Below are 19650 nucleotides of genomic sequence, written 5' to 3' on the forward strand. Positions count from 1 at the left end.
ACAGAGAAAGTGAGAGCGGAGATTATGAAGAAAAAGATTCTGGCAGCAGTGCTTGCAGCGGCAATGGTCATGAGCATGACAGGAGTTTCGGCAGCAGCAAAAAGCAAAGAAAAGAGTGAAGGAACTACCTTTGTTTACGGAACTACCGGATATAGTGAAGAAATGGGAGATGCAGGATTAAACCCTCACGACAATTATTCCGGATGGAGCTGTCTTCGTTATGGCGTAGGAGAAACACTGTTTAAGTACAATGACAACATGGAGGTAGAGCCATGGCTTGCTACAGACTATGAATTTACAGACGATAATACAGTAAAGATCACCCTTCGTGATGGTGTGAAATTTTCCAGCGGAAGAACCATGGACGGAGAAGCGGTAAAGGAATGCCTGGAGGATCTGATCGCAAACCATGACCGTGCACCTTACGATATGAAGATCGATAAGATCGAAGCAGATGGAATGACAGTAACGATCCATACTTCCGAACCATGTCCGGCACTGATCAATTATCTCGGTGATCCATATGGTGCTATCATTGATATGGATTATGGCGTACAGGGAGAGGGAGGCTCTGCAAATGTGGCAGGAACAGGCCCTTATGTTGCAACAGAGGTATCTCCTACAGAGATCAAGCTGGTAAAAAATGAGGATTACTGGGGCGGAGATGTAAAGGTAGACAACGTTATCGTAAAATCCTTCTCAGACGGAAGTGCCCTGACAGCAGCATTACAGACAGGCGATATACAGGGAACCTATGGACTTCAGTATGATAACTATGCGCTTTTTGACGGAAATCCGGACTATCAGATCAGCTCTGTAGCAACAAGCCGATGTTTCTTCGGACAGTTTAATATGAAGTCTGAACTGATGCAGGATCAGAATGTGAGAAAAGCCATTGAGATGGGAATCGATAAGGACGGCTTCTGCAGTGTGATCATGGAAGGACGAGGTGTTCCGGCAGTGGGAGCCTTCCCAAGCAGCTTTTCCTATGGAAACGATGCAGTAAAGGCACCGTCCTATGATCCGGAAGAGGCGAAAAAGCTTCTGGAAGAATCCGGATGGACAGATACGGATGGAGATGGCTATGCAGATAAGGACGGAAAGAAGCTGTCCATCACATGGCTGACCTATCCAACCCGTCTGGAACAGCCTAAGCTTGCAGAATATGCACAGTCCACTTTAAAGGACATCGGAATTGAGGTCGATGTCAACAATACAGCAGACCATGCGACGTATGCAAAGAATGGAGAATTTGATGTATATGTAAGCTCGCTTACAACTGCACCTACCGGCGATCCGGAATATTTCTTCACAAGTACAGTTGTATCTGACGCTGCCAAAAATTATGGCAAATACAGCAATTCGGATCTTGATGATATCGTAGCGAAGCTGCATGAGACCTTTGATACAGATGAGAGAGGCAAGCTTGCTGTGGAAGCACAGCAGACCATTCTGGATGATGATGCGTATTTCTTTGTTTCTCATCTGAATATGGGACTTGTGTCAAAGTCAAATGTATCAGGGCTGACTGCTCACCCATGTGATTATTACGAGATCACGGCAGATCTGGAAGTGAAATAAGATGGAATTATTGTTGAAGCTTGAGCATGTGACGATCTGTTACAACGGAGAACCGGTTGTACATGATGTGGATCTGGAACTGAATAAAGGGGAGATCCTGGGGGTGGTAGGCGAATCCGGAAGCGGAAAAAGTACCATCATCAAGGCAATCATGGGACTTCTGGGAAATGAAGGCACGGTGACAGAAGGGGATATCTGGTACAAAGGAAAAAATGTGGTGGATATGCCGGAAAAAGAATTATGCAGACTTCTGGGTCCTGAGATCGCCATGGTCTTTCAGGATTCAGGAGCAGCCCTTTGTCCCATCCGCACCGTAGGCGATCAGATCTATGAGAGTATGCGGGAGCATGAAAGGATCAGCCGTAAGGAATGTGCGGAGCGTGCCGTCCGGATGATGGCTAAGATTGGTCTCAAGGATGGGGAACGTGTTTTGCAAAGCTACCCATTTGAATTGTCCGGCGGTATGAATCAGCGTGTGGGAATCTGTATTTCCATGCTGCAGAATCCGTCGCTTCTTCTGGCAGATGAGCCTACCAGTGCCCTGGATGTAACCATACAGAAACAGGTGGTTGAGGAAATGCTGCTGATGCGTAAGGAATACGGAACAGCCATGATCGTTGTCACACACAACATCGGTGTGGTGGAAAAAATGTCAGATAAGGTTCTGGTACTGAAAAACGGAAAGGTGAGGGAATACGGAAAAACAGCTCAGGTTCTGACAGATCCGGAGGATCCCTATACAAAAGAGCTTATGAGTTCGGTACCTCGTTTGAAACGTACAGGTACCGGAAATGGAGGCAGATGATGACAGAAAATAAAAATATTCTGGAAGTACATCATTTGAAAAAAAGCTTCACCACCGGTAAAAAATCCTTCACGGCTGTAGAAGACGTAAGCTTTTCTCTGAAAACGGGGGAAGTATTAGGAATCGTAGGTGAATCCGGCTCAGGAAAAAGCACTGTGGCGAAGATGATCACACATCTGACAGAACCCACCGCCGGAGAAATTTTTCTCATGGAAAAGGATATCACACATGCAAGGGGAAAAAATCTCCGGGAAATCTACCGGGAAATGCAGATGATTTTTCAGACACCGGCAGAATCCTTTGACCCCAGATGCACTCTTGGGGACGGAATCGGGGAAAGTCTCCGGAATATGGGGATAAGTAAGAAGGAAACCAGGAACCGTGTGGAAAAGCTTCTGCTTACCTGCGGACTGACTCCGGAATATGCAGATCGGTATCCCCATCAGGTCAGCGGAGGGGAGTGCCAGAGAGCGGCTATTGCCAGAGCCCTGGCTGTGGAACCCAGAGTGCTGATCTGTGATGAAGCAACCAGCGCCCTGGATGTGACTGTGCAGAAACAGATCATGGAGCTGCTTCAGAAGTTAAAAAAAGAAAACCAGCTGTCCTTTCTTTTTATCTGCCATGACCTGGCCCTTGTCCAGCTGTTCTGCGACCGGGTGATCGTGATGCATGACGGACATGTGGAAGAGGAAGGGACACCGGAAGAGATCATTGAGCATCCGAAGACAGAGTATACGGAGCAGTTGATCCGGTCGGTGCTGTGATAATGACAGATAAAAACAAAAGAACGAAGCCCTCAGTAGTGCGAATACTGAGGGCTTTTTTGCAGGTTACACGTTGACGCATTTTCCCTCACCCGATATAATTAAAAAAGAATCGAAACCGGATGAAAACGGAATAAATATAGAGGAGAACACAAAAAATGGCAGAAAATTTACAGATCAGACTGGCAGATCCCGGTGAGGCGGACCGTCTGGCAGAGATCGAGGCAATCTGTTTTCCACCTGCGGAGGCAGCAAGTCATGAGGAAGTTGTGAAACGTATGGGAGCATTCCCGGAGAATTTCGTTGTAGCAGTAAAGGATGAGCAGATCGTAGGCTTTATCAACGGAGGAACCACAGATAAACCAGTACTCCCGGATGAATTTTATCATGATATCACGCTTCACAGAAAGGACGGGGAAATCCAGACGGTATTCGGACTGAATGTGATCCCGGAATACCGTCATCAGGGGATCGCCGGAGAGCTTGTGGAATATTTCAAGGAGCTTGCGAAAGAGCGCGGAAAAAAAGCTCTGATCCTTACCTGCAAGGAGCATATGATCCCATTCTATGAGAGCCACGGACTGAAGAAGCTGGGTGTGGCAGATTCCTGTCATGGCGGAGCAACCTGGTATGATATGCAGATCTGGTTCTGAGAAATGAAGACAGTAACAGAAGAAAAAAGAAGAGTCAGCTGCAGAAACAAAGGTCAGCTGAATAAGAAACCAGAGGAAAAATAAATGAGAATACGAATGTACAATGTGGGATTCGGAGACTGTTTCTGTATCCGTGACAGAAAAAGCAGCCTGCTTGTGGATTTCGGGGCAGCCAACAGCAAGATCGAAGGGCGGCCACGGAGAGAGGTCTTTGATGTGATCATCTCAGACCTTACCACTATCCGCAAAAAAAATCTGCTACTGACACATTTTCATCCGGACCATGTTTCCGGATTGCTTTATATGATGCGTTACCGAAGAGATGCCTACGAATTTGAAAAGATCTATCTTCCGGATGTATTTTCCGGTCCGGAAATGAAATACACACTGGCGCTTCTGCTCCTTGCGGATGTGACAAAAAAGGCCAGTCTTCCCGGAAGACGTGTCAGCCTTTTTGCCCTTGCAGAAGCTCTTTGCGCCAGAAGGGTAAAGATCGACCTTTTATCCAGAGGCTCAGAGTTTGAGGGGAAATATACAGCGCTTTGGCCGGATCTCAGTGAAGTCAGCCGGGAAACGGAGGACGTATTTAATTCCCTGATCGAGAATCATGAAAACGCAATGACCGAGCTTGTGAACATTGCGGAGGAGGTACGTCAGCTGTTCCTGTCCATGACAGAGGAGATGCCGGAAGCAGAGCAGAAATCTGCTCCACTGTCTGAGGCATCTTTGGTGGAAGAGGATACAGAGGGATCCGAGCGCTCTTTGACAGGACAGACAGAGCCTGGTGGGGAAAACGAAGGATATACGCAGGAGAAGCTGGAGCTTATAATGGAAGATACAGGCGCAGCAGCTGAGGATACAGCAGAGGCTCCGGAAGAAGCCGAAAAAGAGAGAGCACGTCGCCTTAAACCGGAAAAGCTGGAAAAGAAATTCCGTGAATTACAGGCAACCGAAGAATTTCAGGCACTTCTGGAAAGTGCGGAAAAACAGGGGCATTTTCTGCGTCAGTTCCGCCACAAGATCAGTCTGGCATTTCAAAATACCGGCGACGGAGAGCTGAATCTTCTGTTTACCGGAGATGTACAGCCACAGTACATGAGGATGATCGCAGAAAACTATGATGGGAGGATTCCGCTTCATGAGCATTACTGGTGTATCAAGGTACCACATCATGGTACGGAATCCCATTTCTTTGATTTCAGCAGCTTCTCCCCGGAGAATATGATGATCCCCAACGGAGCCTACTACGACAACAGCAAGAAGAAATCCAAGAATCAGCGCACTTCCATGCAGTACGGCGGTTTATTTTATATTAATGACGCGCATATGTATTGTTCCAACTGTGACTGCTGTGACAGCTATGAGAACGGATGCTCCTGCAGGGAGTATGATGTGATATCACCATCGTATTATAAAGATATCTGATCATGTTACAGATAGATTTCTGGTGAGTTATATACGATCCGGTCATTCAGGCAGACAAAGAAGACGGTAATTTCTTTGTCTGCGTTTTTGTTAAAAAAGACAGGATGTACATGTGGACAGAGGAAAAGATGATACAGGAGGAAAAGTTTTGAAACAGATCGCAGACCTGCATATACATTCCAGATATTCCATGGCAACCAGCAAAGATGGCACGCCGGAGATGCTGGATCTCTGGGCGCGGAAAAAAGGGATCACACTCCTTGGAACCGGAGATATGACACATCCCATCTGGCGGCAGGAGTTGAAGGATAAGCTGATCCCTGCGGAACAGGGACTGTTCCGGCTGAAAGAGGAATATGTTTTGCCGGAGGCAGCGCATTATCCGGGAAAAGCACCCAGGTTCGTACTGTCCGGTGAGATCAGTTCCATCTATAAAAAAGGCGGAAAAACCAGGAAGGTGCACAGCCTGATCCTGCTTCCGGGATTCAATGAGGCAGATGCTTTTGCCGCAAGGCTGGAAAAGATCGGAAATATCCATTCAGACGGACGTCCTATTTTGGGGCTACCCTGTCATGATCTTCTGGAACTGATGCTGGAGGTCAGTGAGGAGGGTATCTATATCCCCGCGCATATCTGGACCCCACATTTTTCTCTGTTCGGGGCGAAGTCCGGATTTGATACCATAGAAGAATGCTTTGAAGAACTGACACCTTACATCCATGCCCTGGAGACAGGACTTTCTTCAGATCCGGCGATGAACTGGCAGATCTCGGCGCTGGATGGCTATCAGCTGGTGTCTCATTCGGATGCACATTCACCGTCGAAGCTGGGAAGGGAAGCGGATCTTCTGGATATAGAGCTTTCCTATCAGGGATTGTGGGATGCAGTGCAGAACGGAAAGGGGCTTGAAGGGACGATTGAATTTTTTCCGGAAGAAGGAAAATATCATTTTGACGGGCACCGGAAATGCGGCGTGTGCCTGAGCCCGAAAGAAGCAGAGATGTATAACGGTATCTGCCCGGTCTGCGGAAAGAAGCTGACTATGGGTGTGAATCACCGGATCCTGCAGTTATCTGACCGTGATGAGAGTTCAGCGGCCATGCCGGAAAGCGGCCGTCCTTATGAAAGCCTGATGCCGCTGCCGGAGGTGATCTCCGCCTGCATGGGATTTTCCACGGCAAGCAAAAAAGTTCAGGGACAGTACGAGGCGATGCTTGAAAGACTGGGTGCGGAATTTACCATATTGAGAGAGGTTCCGCCGGAAGATATCCGAAAAGTCAGCGGAGAAGTTCTGGCGGAAGGCATCCGGCGGCTCCGTGCAGGAGAAGTGGTGCGGAAACCGGGATCTGACGGAGAATATGGAAAAATAGAATTGTTTTAAGTGAATCAGGTAAGTCCTCTGCGGGGTTGCGAATATCGGCTTGATCCAATTAAGAAAATTTCTGAAATAGTGTGAAAAGAAGCAGCTGTTAAATATTTATGTATTGTGAAGAGTATTGCCGGTCATAGCGTGAGCTGCAAAAGGTAAAAGGCGATAATGATAAAGGATTGGAGCAGGATAGAGATCATGAAAGAAAAAATCGGCATTATATCAGACACTCACGGTCTTCTGCGGCCTGAGGTACTGGAAATCTTAAAAGACTGCAAATACATTCTTCATGCCGGAGATGTCAATAAAGATGAGATCCTGGATGTACTGCGTTCCATGGGGAATCTCTATGTGGTCCGTGGAAATAATGATAAAGACTGGGCGGAAAATCTCCGCACCAGTCTAAGCTTTACCATTGGCGGCGTGAAATTTTTTATGGTCCATAACAAAAAAGACGTTGTGTGGGAGCTGGGGGACACACAGGTGGTCATCTTCGGGCATACTCACAAATATTTTGAGAAGATGATCGATGGCAGACTGTGGCTGAATCCGGGAAGCTGTGGAAGAAGCCGTTTTGGCGGAGAGGTTACCATGGCGGTGATGACTGTGGAGGATGGCAAATATCAGGTGGAAAAAATCATTTTGGCGGAAAATTCCAGGAAATGATCATAACCCTGTTTATAGATCCTTTTATGCAGATCTGTTTCTGTAGATTACTGGAATACGCTGATGCATAAAAGGATTTTTTGTATTTTATTGGATACAATCCTTGTAATTTTGGATTTGTAGCGTATAATAAAAAAACGTTTAAAACAAAAGTGGTCTTACCACTTTTGAAAAATTCGTTTGAGCGCAGACTGTGAACGCAGCTGCGTTCATGAGTATGCAGTAAAGCAAAATATGAATATGCGCTTTACATGAATCAGGAGGGATGCAACATGAAGCATGTGCAGCAGTTCAGCATCATCCTGTTGATTTCCGTCATTGGAGAATTACTGAAAACCTTTCTTCCGCTTCCGGTACCGGCCAGTGTCTATGGATTGATCATTATGCTGGTGGCTTTGCTCACAGGTATTCTGAAGCTGGATCAGGTCAAAGGTGCGGCAGATTTTCTGGTTGAGATCATGCCGGTGATGTTTGTGCCGGCTGGTGCGGGACTGATCACAGCCTGGAGTACTCTGAAACCGATCTGTGTACCGGTTCTCATCATGACGTTTATCAGCACGGTGATCGTAATGGTCGTAACAGGAAAAGTAACACAGGGAGTGATTCGTATGGGAAAGAGAGGAACTGAAAAATGATGGAATTCATAAAAAACTCCGCATTTTTCGGAGCAATGATAAGTCTGATCGCCTATGAGATCGGTCTGATCCTGAAAAAGAAGTTTAAAATGGCGATCTTTAATCCGCTTTTGATCTCGATCATCTGTGTTATCGGTGTTCTTTTGATCTTCCATATTGATTATGATGATTACAATGAAGGTGGAAAATATATCAGCTATCTGCTGACCCCGGCAACAGTCTGTCTGGCAGTGCCCCTTTATGAGCAGATCCATTTGCTGAAAAAAAATCTCAAGGCAGTGGCTGCCGGGATCTTTTCCGGAACGCTGGCCGGGCTTTGCAGCATTCTGCTTATGGCGAAATTGTTTGGCTTTGATCATCAGGAATATGTCACTATGCTTCCGAAGTCTATCACAACCGCTATCGGAATGGGTGTTTCCGAGGAGCTTGGCGGTATCGTGACCATCACCGTTGCTGTGATCATCATCACAGGAGTTCTGGGAAATATGCTCGCAGAGGTTGTCTACAAGATCGCAAAGATCGAGGAGCCGATCGCAAGAGGTCTTGGACTTGGAACATCTGCCCATGCTATCGGAACAGCCAAAGCCATGGAGCTTGGCCCGGTAGAAGGAGCTATGAGTAGCCTTGCCATTGCCGTAGCCGGATTGCTTACGGTTGTAGGAGCGTCTGTGTTTGCGGGAATGATGTAAAAGCAGATATCATAGGATTTCAAATGCCCTTTCAAAGTGTTACATTTTACAAGTCTGTCGTTTACGGCAGGCTTTTTTTGTGGATCTTAAAGGCGAACATATTTTTGTATAAAATAAACAAATGTTCGGAAAAACCATATTTGTACCGTTTTATTGGACTAAAAATGAGCTATAATGCAAACATACAGAAAATATGTTTGGAAAATATGTTCGATAAATCGTGAGACGAACATAGGACAGAGAGGATGGATCTTATGTGGAATACAGAGAGCAGCAGGAAGGCAGTATTGGCAGAAGGAAGATATGTGGAAGCTGAGAACGGACATTGCGGCAGACAGAAGCTTTCCTCAGGAATGGCAATGGTATTGGGCGCACTTCTTACAATGGAGATCATGCTTGGCGGGGCGATGCTGTTTAATTTTGATTTCCGCGGAGCAGATATCGTTGCTGTTGTATTGTCATTCATGGTATTATATTTTGCAGTGGTAGCATCACTGACAGACAAGTAGCAGAACGGAGGAGAAAGGATGCCAAGGGTCTTTAACCAGAAGATTAAAATTTTATATCTGATGCGCATTTTTCTGGAGCAGACGGACGAAGAGCATCCGATGTCCGTGAAGGAGCTGATCGCCTATCTGAATAGTCTGGGGATCAGTGCAGAGCGTAAGACTGTCTATGATGATATTGAAACCCTGCGTAATTTTGGAATGGATATCCTGAACCGTCGGGAGCACCCGGCCGGTTTTTATCTTGCCAGTCGGGAATTTGAGCTTCCTGAGCTGAGACTTCTGGTGGATGCAGTACAGTCCTCCAGATGTATCACCAATGGGAAATCCCGACAGCTGATCAGGAAGCTGGAGAGCCTTGCCAGTGTTTATGAGTCCAGACAGCTGCGGCGACAGGGATTTGCAGAGAATCGTATCCGGACTATAAACGAGAATGTGTATTACAGTATTGATATGATCCAGCGTGCATTAACTGAGGACAGGCAGATTTCTTTTCAATATTGTGAATGGACTGTGGAGAAGAAGCTGCGTCCGGAGAATGAGGGAGAACGATATTCGGTCAGTCCCTGGGGACTTGTATGGCAGAATGAGGAGTATTATCTGATCACTTACGACGAGAAGTGTGGAAGGGTTAAGCAGTATCAGGTAGATAAGCTCCAGCAGATCCGTATAGAGAAGGAGGTGCGACGCGGCAGAGAATTTTTTGAGAATTATGATATAGGGGAGCTGACATCCAGGACCTTCGGGATGTTTGGCGGCAGAGAAGTAACCATATGTCTGGAAGCACATAACCGCTTGATCGGGGTGGTGCTGGATCGGTTTGGCAGAGATATTATGATACACAGGAAGGATCCTGAACATTTCAAAACACTGGTTCGTGTAAATATCAGTGACCAGTTCTTTGGCTGGATAGCCAGTCTTGGCCCGGATGCGGTGATCGCGTCACCGGATGAGATTCGCGATAAGTACCGGGAATTTCTTGAGAAAAGTCTTTCTAATTACAAATGATAAATATATGATAAAGAAAATCTGTATATAATAAAGATTCAGGAAAATTCACTCCTGAGTCTGCAGGTTTTCAACAGAAATAATATATAAAAAAATAAATGAAAACAGACAAAAATGAGAAAAATCATATAATAGCTGTATCTGAAATATAAAAATAATATAGATAGCATATGTAAAAAAGATAATAGACATCGCGATGTTTAAGTGCTATAATGCTTTCGACTCTTAGGAGGGAATAAATTTTGCCATTTCAGGCAGAATACGGACGGTGAAGATATGACTGTAAAAGCAAGAATGCTGAAGCTTCTGGAGCAGCACGAGAACGAACTGATATCCGGAGAGGCGGCAGCAGCAGAACTAAACTGCACACGGGCAGCCATCTGGAAAGCTGTGAAATCCCTTCGTGAAGAGGGATATACCATAGAAGCTGGACCAAACAAAGGCTATGTGCTTCGAGGAGGCAGCCGTTTATCGGAAGAAGGAATACGGCTTTACCTCGATCATCCGGATGTCCCTGTAAAAATATACAGAGAACTGGATTCTACAAACCGGGCAGCCAAGGAGGCTGCATTTTCAGGAGAAGCAGGTCATGGTGCACTGATACTGGCGCGCAGACAGAAAAGCGGAAGAGGCCGAAGAGGCCGAAGTTTTTATTCTCCTGAAAATGCAGGACTTTATATGAGTATCGTTCTAAGACCTGACCGAACTCTGAAGGAAGGACTCCTGATCACTACAGCTGCGGCAACTGCAGTGTGCCGTGCAGTGAAGAAAATCTGCGGGATCGACCTTGGGATCAAATGGGTCAATGATCTGTATCTTCATAATAAGAAAGTGTGTGGGATACTGACAGAGGCTGTTACAGACTTTGAAAGCGGGAACATTGAGTTTGCAGTTGTAGGAATTGGTTTGAATCTGTATATGCCGGAAGATGGGTTTCCTGAAGATATACAGGAAACGGCTGGAGCATTATTTGAAAACAGGAATGACGCAGAGCATATAAACTGCAGTATTCTTGTGGCTGAGATCGTCAATCAGCTTCTCATGGAAGTGGAGACTCCGGGACTTTCCAGAGAATATACAGAAAATAATATCATTCCTGGAAACATGATCGTGATCACAGACGGACAGTGTACAAGGGAAGCTTATGCAGAATCCATAGCACCAGATGGAAGGCTTCTTGTGAGAGAACAGGATGGTTCAGAAACCCTGCTTTCTTATGGAGAAGTATCTGTACGCAGGAAGTCGGATCAAGGTTAATTGAAATGAATTGTATATTTTGTATAAAAAACAGATTCTTTTTTGTGCAAAACAGGCAAAAATAATATTGACATTCTGGAAATGCGGAGTAAAATAAAGTCAACTACAAGGCGTGGTCATACCAATTATAAAAAGATACGATCAGCGCCAAGAGAAAAGGAGGGAGAAAAACGGGAGATTTATCAAGTACACTGGCAGAAGAACTAAACAGTAAGACAGCCTTTACCATTCCGGCGTTTGGTGGAATACCAATTGCAGAATGCGTGGTAGTCACATGGGTCATCATGGCGGTTCTTGTGATTCTGTCTCTGATCTTAGTTCGGAATCTCAGTGTGGAAAATCCGGGTAAGAAGCAGTTGCTTCTGGAGACCGGGGTAAGTTTTCTTCAGGATTTCTTCATGGGTATCCTTGGAGAAGAAGGCAAACAGTATGTGCCTTATTTGATGTCAACCGTAATTTACATCGGAATAGCCAATATCGCAGGCGTATTTGGTTTTACACCACCAACGAAGGACATGAATGTTACCATTGCGCTGGCGCTGATGAGCATTATTCTGATCGAGTATGCAGGCTTTCATAAAAGGGGACTGAAGGGTTTCCTGAAAAGCTTTGCGGAGCCGGTTCCGATCATGCTTCCGATCAACATTCTGGAAATAGCGATCAGACCTACATCTCTCTGCATGCGGTTGTTCGGTAATGTTCTGGGAAGCTTCGTAGTTATGAAGCTGCTGGAGTTTGTTTGTCCGGCCATTCTTCCCATACCATTCAGCCTGTATTTTGATTTCTTCGACGGATTCATACAGGCGTATGTATTTGTATTCTTAACATCCTTGTTCATTAAGGAAGCAATTGAGTAGTGAAGCGGAAGATCCGCTTGATCTAAAAATGAAAAAAATTGTATTTTACAGGAGGAAAAAACTATGTTAATCGCAATTGGTGCAGCTATCGCAGTTCTTACAGGTATTGGAGCAGGTATTGGTATCGGTCTTGCAACATCTAAAGCAGTAGAAGCTATCGCAAGACAGCCAGAGGCAGAGAGCAAGATCAGTAAAGCACTTCTTCTTGGATGTGCTCTTGCAGAGGCAACAGCTATTTACGGTTTCGTAATCGGTCTTCTGATCATCATCATGCTTGGCTAATAGGTAAAGACGAGATACTAATTCAGGATTAAGAGAGGCAGGTGGACCAGGTGATTAAAATTGATATCAACCTTGTCTTTACTATTATAAACCTGATCGTTCTTTATCTTTTAATGAAGAAGTTCCTTTTTGGCCCGATCATTGGTGTTATGGAGAAGAGAAAAGCTATGATCGATGAGCAGTTTGCTTCAGCAGAGAAGACAACTACTGAAGCAAACCAGCTGAAAGGACAGTATGAGGATGCACTGAAATCTGCGAAGGAGGAATCCTTCAGTATTGTAGAGCAGGCTAAGGACGAGGCAAAAGTACAGGCAGACAGCATCGTGAAGAGAGCTAATGATCAGGCTGGTCAGATTCTTGAGAAAGCAAGAAGAGATATCAGCACTGAGCAGGAAGCTGCTATGAAAGCGATGGAAGGCAAAGTGGCTGAGCTGGCAATGGATGCAGCATCCAGAATCATGGGAAAAAAGAACGACGAAGCACAGGATATGTCCCTATATGACCAGTTTTTAGAAGGAGCAGGTGATCCTCATGACAGAGACGTCCATTAATTATGCAAAAGCATTATACGGTCTTTCTGTCCCGGGGGAGGCAATCTGCGAAACAGGAAGGATTTTTAAGAATACACCTGAGATAGGTAAGATGCTTGAAAATCCACTTGTTTCCCTCAAAGAAAAAGAACAGGTAATAGAGCGGGTTTTTCCGCAGGAAATGAAGAGTTTTCTTAAAGTAACGTGTAAGTATCAGAAGATTGACAGAATCGGAGAGATCCTTGAAGCTTATGATGCTTACAGCCGGGAACAGAAAGGAATTCTCAAGGCAGAGCTTCTTTATGTAACACGTCCTGCCGAAGAGCAGGAAAATAAGATGAAGGAGTTTCTCCGTAGCCAGTTTTCTGCCAGAGAAGTGGAACTTACCCTTACAGAGGATAAAAGCCTTGTAGGTGGATTTGTTCTCAGGGCAGGAGATCGTGAGTACGACTGGAGCCTCATCGGACGTTATAAGAAACTGAAACAGAAATTAACCCGGAGGTGAAATTGAATTGGGTGCAATAAATCCAGATGAAATCATTTCGATTCTCAAGGAAGAAATAAAGAACTATGACGAAATCAGCAAGGACCAGGAAGTAGGCACTGTCATCTCCGTGGGAGATGGTATCGCAACTGTTTATGGCATCGATCATGCCATGTACGGTGAGGTCGTGACCTTCGAGAATGGTCTGAAAGGTATGGTACAGGATGTCCGTGCCAACAGCATGGGATGTATTCTTTTCGGAAAGGATACAGGAATCAAGGAAGGCACCAAGGTTGCCAGAACTGGCAAGCAGGCAGGTATTCCGGTAGGGGATAAATTTATCGGAAGAATCGTGAACGCACTTGGTGAGCCTATTGATGGAAAGGGAGAGATCCAGGCAGAGGAATACCGCCCGATCGAGAACCCGGCTCCTGGAATCATCGACCGTAAGTCTGTAACTGTACCTCTGGAAACAGGAATCCTTTCCATTGATTCCATGTTCCCGATCGGCCGTGGACAGCGAGAGCTGATCATCGGCGACAGACAGACAGGTAAAACATCCATCGCAACCGATACGATCATCAACCAGAAAGGTAAGGATGTGATCTGTATCTATGTTGCTATCGGACAGAAAGCTTCTACCGTTGCAAAGGTAGTTTCCAATCTTGAAAAATACGGTGCAATGGAGTATACAACCGTATTCTCCGCAACAGCCAGCGACTGTGCACCGCTTCAGTATATTGCTCCTTATGCTGGTACTGCTCTTGCAGAGTATTTCATGTATCAGGGTAAAGACGTACTGATCGTATATGATGATCTTTCCAAGCATGCAGTGGCATATCGTGCATTGTCACTTCTGCTTGAGCGTTCTCCGGGACGTGAGGCATATCCTGGTGACGTATTCTATCTTCATTCCAGACTTCTGGAGCGTTCCAGCCGTCTGAGTGAAGAGGCAGGCGGCGGATCCATTACGGCACTTCCGATCATCGAGACACAGGCCGGTGATGTATCTGCATACATTCCTACAAACGTAATTTCCATCACAGATGGTCAGATCTTCCTGGAAAGTGATCTGTTCTTCTCAGGTATGCGTCCGGCAGTCAATGTTGGTCTTTCCGTATCCCGTGTTGGTGGTGCTGCACAGACCAAGGCTATGAAGAAAGCTTCCGGTAGTGTACGTATCGACCTGGCACAGTACAGAGAGATGGAAGTGTTCACCCAGTTCAGTTCAGATCTGGATGAGGCTACAACTGCACAGCTGAAATACGGAAGCTGTCTGATGGAGCTTCTGAAACAGCCGCTCTGCAGCCCGTTAAGTCTTCATCAGCAGGTAATTACTCTCTGCGTTGCGACTCACAAGCTGATGGTAGATGTAGAAAAGAAAGAGATCAAGAAATATCAGAAGGATCTTCTGGAGTACTTTGATAATGTATATCCTGAGATCGGCAAAGAGATCGAGACTACAAAGCAGCTCTCTGATGAGCTTGTAGAGAAAATCGTAAAGGCGGCAGAAGAATTCAGAGATAAGAGCAGGTAGGTGTTGATATGGCAAATGCAAAAGAAATACAGACTCGTATGAAAAGCATTCAGGACACCATGAAGATCACCAATGCGATGTACATGATTTCTTCTTCCAAGATGCAGAAGGCCAAGAAGATCCTGCAGGACACGGAACCATATTTCTATAATATGCAGGCTGCCATTGCCAGGATCCTCCGTCATATGCCGGACATCCAGCATCCTTTCTTCAGTGAGCGTCATCTTGTTCCGAAGGATGAAAGAAAGGTAGGTACCATTGTCATTACAGGTGATAAAGGTATGGCTGGTGCATACAATCATAATGTACAGAAAATGACAGAAGATTTCATGGAAGAGGTACCGGGACATCACAAGCTGTATGTCCTTGGTATGGTAGGGCGTCAGTATTTCGGCAAGAGAGATGTGGATATGGACGGCGGTTTTCATTATACCGTGCAGAAGCCGACTATGCACAGAGCACGCCTTATCACGGAAGAGATCGTACGGGCATTTCTTGAAAGAGAGCTGGATGAAATTCACATTGTCTATACACAGATGCTGAATGCGATGGCAATGGAAAATGTGAATATGCAGCTTTTACCGCTGAAAAAGGCTGATTTTAAGGTGGGTCAGATCCCGGCAGATATTTATCAGGAGGAGATCGTGTTATCTCCGTCTGCAGATGTACTTCTGGATACTATGATCCCCAACTATCTTACAGGTGTGATCTATGGATGTCTTGTAGAGGCATATGCCAGTGAGAACAGTGCGAGAATGACAGCAATGCAGTCCTCTACAGATAGTGCAAAGGCGATGCTGAAGGATCTTTCCATTCAGTATAATCGTGCACGTCAGGCTGCGATCACCCAGGAGATCACAGAGGTTATCAGCGGTGCTAAAGCACAAAAAAGGAAGTGATGACTATGAATAAAGGTAAGATCGTACAGGTTATGGGACCTGTTGTAGACGTTGTTTTTGAAGACGGACAGCTTCCGGATATCAAGGATGCCCTTGAAGTCGAGAACAACGGTAAGAGATGCGTTATGGAGGTGTCCCAGCACCTTGGAAATAATATCGTACGCTGCATCATGCTGGGAGCCAGCGAGGGCCTGCAGCGAGACAGAGAAGTAACAGCTACCGGAAGCGGTATCAAGGTTCCGGTTGGAGATAAAACACTTGGTCGTCTGTTCAACGTTCTTGGAGATACCGTAGATGGCGGTGATTCCCTGGACGGTGAGGAGCATTGGGTCATCCATCGTGATCCGCCTTCATTTGAGGAGCAGAAACCGGCAGTTGAGATCCTGGAAACAGGTATCAAGGTTATCGATCTTCTTGCTCCATATGCAAAAGGTGGTAAGATCGGTCTGTTCGGTGGTGCCGGTGTTGGTAAGACAGTCCTTATCCAGGAGCTGATCCAGAATATCGCTACCGAGCATGGTGGATATTCTATTTTCACCGGTGTCGGTGAGCGTTCCCGTGAGGGTAATGACCTTTGGACAGAGATGAAGGAATCCGGTGTTCTTGAAAAGACAGCCTTAGTGTTCGGACAGATGAACGAGCCGCCTGGAGCACGTATGCGTGTTGCTGAGACAGGACTTACCATGGCAGAGTATTTCCGTGATCAGGAGCACAGAGATGTACTTCTTTTCATTGATAATATCTTCCGTTTTGTACAGGCAGGATCTGAGGTTTCCGCTCTGCTTGGACGTATGCCGTCCGCAGTAGGATATCAGCCTACACTGGCAACTGAGATGGGTGAGCTTCAGGAGAGGATCGCATCTACCAAGGAAGGTTCTGTTACATCTGTACAGGCAGTATATGTACCGGCCGATGACTTAACTGACCCGGCTCCGGCAACAACATTTGCCCATCTGGATGCAACAACCGTTCTTTCCCGTAAGATCGTTGAGCAGGGTATTTATCCGGCCGTAGATCCGCTTGAGTCTACTTCCCGTATCCTGGAGGCAGATATTGTTGGTGAGGAACATTACGAGGTTGCACGTAGAGTACAGGAGATCCTTCAGAAATATAAAGAACTTCAGGACATCATTGCTATTCTTGGTATGGAGGAGCTCTCAGAGGAAGATAAGCAGACAGTATTCCGTGCAAGAAAGATCCAGAAGTTCCTTTCCCAGCCGTTCCATGTAGCTGAGAACTTCACCGGTATCAAAGGTAAATATGTACCTCTGAAAGAGACGATCCGCGGATTTAAGGCGATCATTGACGGCGAGATGGATGATTATCCGGAGAACGCATTCTTTAATGTTGGAACCATTGATGATGTAATTGCAAAAGCAAAAGCCGAGGAGAACCGGCAGTAAGGAGCAGCTATGAGTGAGACATTTGGCCTGGAAATATATGCCAGCAATAAACTGGCTTATGCAGGACGTGCTCAGAAGCTTATTATCCCGGCAGTGGATGGTGAGCAGGGATTTCTTGCCCATCATGCGAATGTTGTAGCTGCCATCATTCCCGGTGAGATGCGTTTTGAGGATGCTGACGGTAATGAGTATGTGTTTGCTGTGAGCAGCGGATTTGTTGAGATGATCAATAACCGTGCCAAGCTGTTCTGCCTCAGCGTAGAGAGTCCGGACGAGATTGATATCCGCCGTGCTCAGGAAGCAAAGGAACGTGCAGAAGAGCAGCTTCGTCAGAAACAGAGCATCCAGGAGTATCATATGAACCAGATGGCACTTGCGAGAGCGATGACACGTCTTAAAGTAACACATAAGCAGTAAATTTAAATCATATAAAAAGATCCATTGTCAGGAAACTGGCAGTGGATCTTTTTTTTCTCTGTTATTTTGTGGATGAAGCAGGATCAGATTCGGTATTTTCCGGATCAGTAATGGAAGAAGCTGTATCTTTGTCTGAGTTATCAGAAGTATGAACAGGCTTTTCTGTCAGCTGCTGATATGGACGATAGGGTTCCCAGTAATGTTCATCTTTTGTTTCGGTTTCCTGTTTCAGTTTCTTTTTCTGCTGAGTAAGAAGATAAATACCTGCAGCAATGATACCTGCAGCAATGACGATCTGCGGAAGGCTGTTGCAGATATTGTATACATAGTCGGCCATATTATTCGGTACAATGAAGTACAGAAGACTTGTGAAACGACTCCACAGGATGCAGATACCAAACAGGATCAGAACCCATGCAGCTGCACTCTGATGCTTTTGTAAGAATTTTCCCATATCACCGGAAAACTGATCCATGTGAAGAATGTAATTATCCTCTACAGAGTAGAATTCTTCTTCTGACAGGGATTTCAGATTATGGACATTAAAAAAACTATAGAACCATATCACCGGGAGAAACATGGCCAGCCATCCAAGACCGGTTATGGATGCCAGTGCGATCGATCCCCAAAACAGCAGCATAATGCTAAGTCCCTGTTTTTTAAATCCCATGTACATTTCCCCGGCACCGGGGATCAGGGAAAAGATAAATACCCAGAAACCATGTTTTTGTTTTTTCATAAATTTACTTGCCTCCGTTTATAATTTTATTCGTAAGATCGTTCAGATTATTACTGATCTTCTGAGAATGTTCACTGAGCTGGGAACCTACCTGCATGGAAAGCTGGTTTAGGCCGGAACCAATGTCAAGGGATGAAGAAATCTTAACTTTTGTTTCCGGTGAAGGATGAAGAGCCGTAAAATCTGTCTGAGATACAGAAAAAAGCATGATCAGCGCAACACCCATGCCTACGGCAGTCCGTAAGCCTGCACAGAGAAGCTTCATCCAATAAGCAGTTTCATGTATTTTTCTGGAAGCCTGAACTTCCGGAGAAGCTGCTTTTTTCAGAATTTCATCCTGCAGATAGGATGGAGCATATTCAGAAGCGGCATCTTCATTCTGAAGAAGTTCATCCAGACAGAAGTCACATTGCTCCATATGCTCCAGAAAATGGATCATTTCATCCGTATTCATGGTTCCGTCCTGGAATTTCTGTAATTCATCTTGTGGTATGTGCATCTAATCACTCCTTTCCAGCAGTGCTTTCAGCATAGATCTGGACCGGTAGATCTGCGTCTGGACTGTTTTGATATTTTTATTCTGCGCTTTTGCAATTTCTGCGGCGGTTTTTTCTTCGCAGAAATGATCAAGGGCAACCTCCCTGTAGGGGCTTTTCAGCGCTGAACATAAATGCCGGATCCGATCCTTGAAATCTTTGTCCAGAAATGCCTCCTCCGGGGAAAACTCTTTATCATGGAGCTGTTCAAAATAGGTGTCCTCTGTGGGAATGGTACGTCTGCCGGCTGCTTTCAGATGATCCAGACATTTTCTGACTGCGATCTTGCTGAGCCAGGCTTTTTCGTAGGTGCCATCAAAACGGGAGAGATTTTTGTAGGCGGAAAGAAAAACATCCTGTGTCAGATCCTCGGCGTCAAAGGGATTGCCCACCGATTTCAGACAAATGGAAAATATTAAGTTTTGGTATGTATGTATCAGATATTCCAGATATTCTTCCCGTGTAATGCAATCAGCTCCCTTCTCTTCCCGCTTCATTTATTATAACGCGGAACTTGAAGGAAAGCCTTCAGCTTTTATAGAAAAATATGTAAATCATTGGATAAATGCCGCTTTTATATAGCGGGGAGAGAAAATTTGGTCTATACT

22 protein-coding genes and 1 pseudogene are annotated in these 19650 nt (G+C 45.5%); 20 read left to right on the top strand and 3 right to left on the bottom strand.

Going from position 1 to position 19650, the window contains the following annotated elements:
- Window positions 1-24 precede the first annotated feature (24 nt).
- The 20 genes and pseudogenes from NE671_RS06785 to atpC all read left to right on the top strand — a co-directional run bounded on the left by NE671_RS06785 (window position 25) and on the right by atpC (window position 17767).
- Window positions 25-1581: an ABC transporter substrate-binding protein gene (locus tag NE671_RS06785; protein WP_021652799.1), complete on the top strand. Its 1557-nt coding sequence runs from the start codon at window positions 25-27 to the stop codon at window positions 1579-1581.
- A 1-nt stretch (window position 1582) separates the two neighbouring features.
- Window positions 1583-2386 carry an ABC transporter ATP-binding protein gene (locus tag NE671_RS06790; RefSeq protein WP_129975105.1) on the top strand — a complete coding sequence of 268 codons (804 nt, stop codon included), beginning with the start codon at window positions 1583-1585 and terminating at the stop codon, window positions 2384-2386.
- Window positions 2386-3150, top strand: coding sequence for an ABC transporter ATP-binding protein (locus NE671_RS06795; RefSeq protein WP_129975103.1), 765 nt, complete (start codon window positions 2386-2388; stop codon window positions 3148-3150). The genes NE671_RS06790 and NE671_RS06795 overlap by 1 nt, the downstream gene beginning before the upstream one ends.
- A 158-nt stretch (window positions 3151-3308) precedes the next feature.
- Window positions 3309-3803, top strand: a complete 495-nt coding sequence (locus NE671_RS06800; RefSeq protein WP_015525566.1) for a GNAT family N-acetyltransferase — start codon at window positions 3309-3311, stop codon at window positions 3801-3803.
- An 84-nt stretch (window positions 3804-3887) separates the two neighbouring features.
- A complete protein-coding gene (locus tag NE671_RS06805) occupies window positions 3888-5228 on the top strand; it encodes an MBL fold metallo-hydrolase (protein ID WP_244095941.1) in 1341 nt (446 codons plus the stop codon).
- Window positions 5229-5418: 190 nt separating this feature from the next.
- Window positions 5419-6606 (top strand): annotated as a pseudogene (locus tag NE671_RS06810) (endonuclease Q family protein); the annotation flags it as partial.
- Between the two features lie 189 nt (window positions 6607-6795).
- Window positions 6796-7263, top strand: a complete 468-nt coding sequence (locus tag NE671_RS06815; RefSeq protein ID WP_173740377.1) for a metallophosphoesterase family protein — start codon at window positions 6796-6798, stop codon at window positions 7261-7263.
- Between the two features lie 272 nt (window positions 7264-7535).
- Entirely contained in the window at window positions 7536-7898 is a 363-nt protein-coding gene (locus NE671_RS06820) for a CidA/LrgA family protein (RefSeq protein WP_015525571.1), read from the top strand.
- Complete coding sequence (locus NE671_RS06825; protein ID WP_022427148.1) at window positions 7895-8587, top strand: LrgB family protein; 693 nt, start codon at window positions 7895-7897, stop codon at window positions 8585-8587. Before NE671_RS06820 ends, NE671_RS06825 begins: the two co-directional genes overlap by 4 nt.
- A gap of 254 nt (window positions 8588-8841) precedes the next feature.
- Entirely contained in the window at window positions 8842-9096 is a 255-nt protein-coding gene (locus NE671_RS06830; protein WP_059086214.1) for a hypothetical protein, read from the top strand.
- Window positions 9097-9114: 18 nt separating this feature from the next.
- Window positions 9115-10101, top strand: coding sequence for a helix-turn-helix transcriptional regulator (locus NE671_RS06835; protein WP_173740378.1), 987 nt, complete (start codon window positions 9115-9117; stop codon window positions 10099-10101).
- Between the two features lie 276 nt (window positions 10102-10377).
- Complete coding sequence (locus tag NE671_RS06840; protein ID WP_022427146.1) at window positions 10378-11358, top strand: biotin--[acetyl-CoA-carboxylase] ligase; 981 nt, start codon at window positions 10378-10380, stop codon at window positions 11356-11358.
- Between the two features lie 191 nt (window positions 11359-11549).
- Window positions 11550-12215 (top strand): F0F1 ATP synthase subunit A, encoded by a 666-nt coding sequence (locus NE671_RS06845; RefSeq protein WP_084449196.1) that lies wholly within the window; start codon window positions 11550-11552, stop codon window positions 12213-12215.
- A 63-nt stretch (window positions 12216-12278) separates the two neighbouring features.
- A complete protein-coding gene (gene atpE, locus NE671_RS06850; RefSeq protein WP_021652814.1) occupies window positions 12279-12497 on the top strand; it encodes an ATP synthase F0 subunit C in 219 nt (72 codons plus the stop codon).
- Between the two features lie 50 nt (window positions 12498-12547).
- The gene (gene atpF / locus NE671_RS06855) at window positions 12548-13048 is read left to right on the top strand and encodes a F0F1 ATP synthase subunit B (RefSeq protein WP_022427145.1); all 501 of its coding nucleotides are present in this window, start codon (window positions 12548-12550) and stop codon (window positions 13046-13048) included.
- Window positions 13029-13532, top strand: a complete 504-nt coding sequence (gene atpH / locus NE671_RS06860; RefSeq protein WP_015525579.1) for an ATP synthase F1 subunit delta — start codon at window positions 13029-13031, stop codon at window positions 13530-13532. Before atpF ends, atpH begins: the two co-directional genes overlap by 20 nt.
- Before the next feature lie 7 nt (window positions 13533-13539).
- A complete protein-coding gene (atpA, locus tag NE671_RS06865) occupies window positions 13540-15048 on the top strand; it encodes a F0F1 ATP synthase subunit alpha (protein ID WP_021652816.1) in 1509 nt (502 codons plus the stop codon).
- An 8-nt stretch (window positions 15049-15056) separates the two neighbouring features.
- Complete coding sequence (gene atpG / locus NE671_RS06870; RefSeq protein ID WP_022427144.1) at window positions 15057-15947, top strand: ATP synthase F1 subunit gamma; 891 nt, start codon at window positions 15057-15059, stop codon at window positions 15945-15947.
- Window positions 15948-15952: 5 nt separating this feature from the next.
- A complete protein-coding gene (gene atpD / locus NE671_RS06875; RefSeq protein WP_015525581.1) occupies window positions 15953-17350 on the top strand; it encodes a F0F1 ATP synthase subunit beta in 1398 nt (465 codons plus the stop codon).
- A gap of 9 nt (window positions 17351-17359) precedes the next feature.
- Window positions 17360-17767 carry an ATP synthase F1 subunit epsilon gene (gene atpC / locus NE671_RS06880; RefSeq protein WP_015525582.1) on the top strand — a complete coding sequence of 136 codons (408 nt, stop codon included), beginning with the start codon at window positions 17360-17362 and terminating at the stop codon, window positions 17765-17767.
- Window positions 17768-17828: 61 nt separating this feature from the next.
- On the opposite strand, the gene NE671_RS06885 is transcribed toward atpC, so the two are convergent.
- From NE671_RS06885 to NE671_RS06895, 3 genes are read right to left on the bottom strand one after another with little or no spacing between them, the layout of a single operon-like run.
- Window positions 17829-18506, bottom strand: a complete 678-nt coding sequence (locus tag NE671_RS06885; protein WP_173740379.1) for a hypothetical protein — start codon at window positions 18504-18506, stop codon at window positions 17829-17831.
- A gap of 4 nt (window positions 18507-18510) precedes the next feature.
- Complete coding sequence (locus NE671_RS06890) at window positions 18511-19005, bottom strand: hypothetical protein (protein WP_022427141.1); 495 nt, start codon at window positions 19003-19005, stop codon at window positions 18511-18513.
- Entirely contained in the window at window positions 19006-19539 is a 534-nt protein-coding gene (locus NE671_RS06895) for an RNA polymerase sigma factor (protein ID WP_173740380.1), read from the bottom strand. It lies immediately after the preceding gene.
- Between the last annotated feature and the right edge of the window lie 111 nt (window positions 19540-19650).

Origin of the sequence: Blautia sp. DFI.9.10 (genome assembly GCF_024461705.1) — a bacterium.
In the GTDB taxonomy this organism is placed as follows: Bacteria; Bacillota; Clostridia; order Lachnospirales; family Lachnospiraceae; genus Blautia_A; species Blautia_A fusiformis.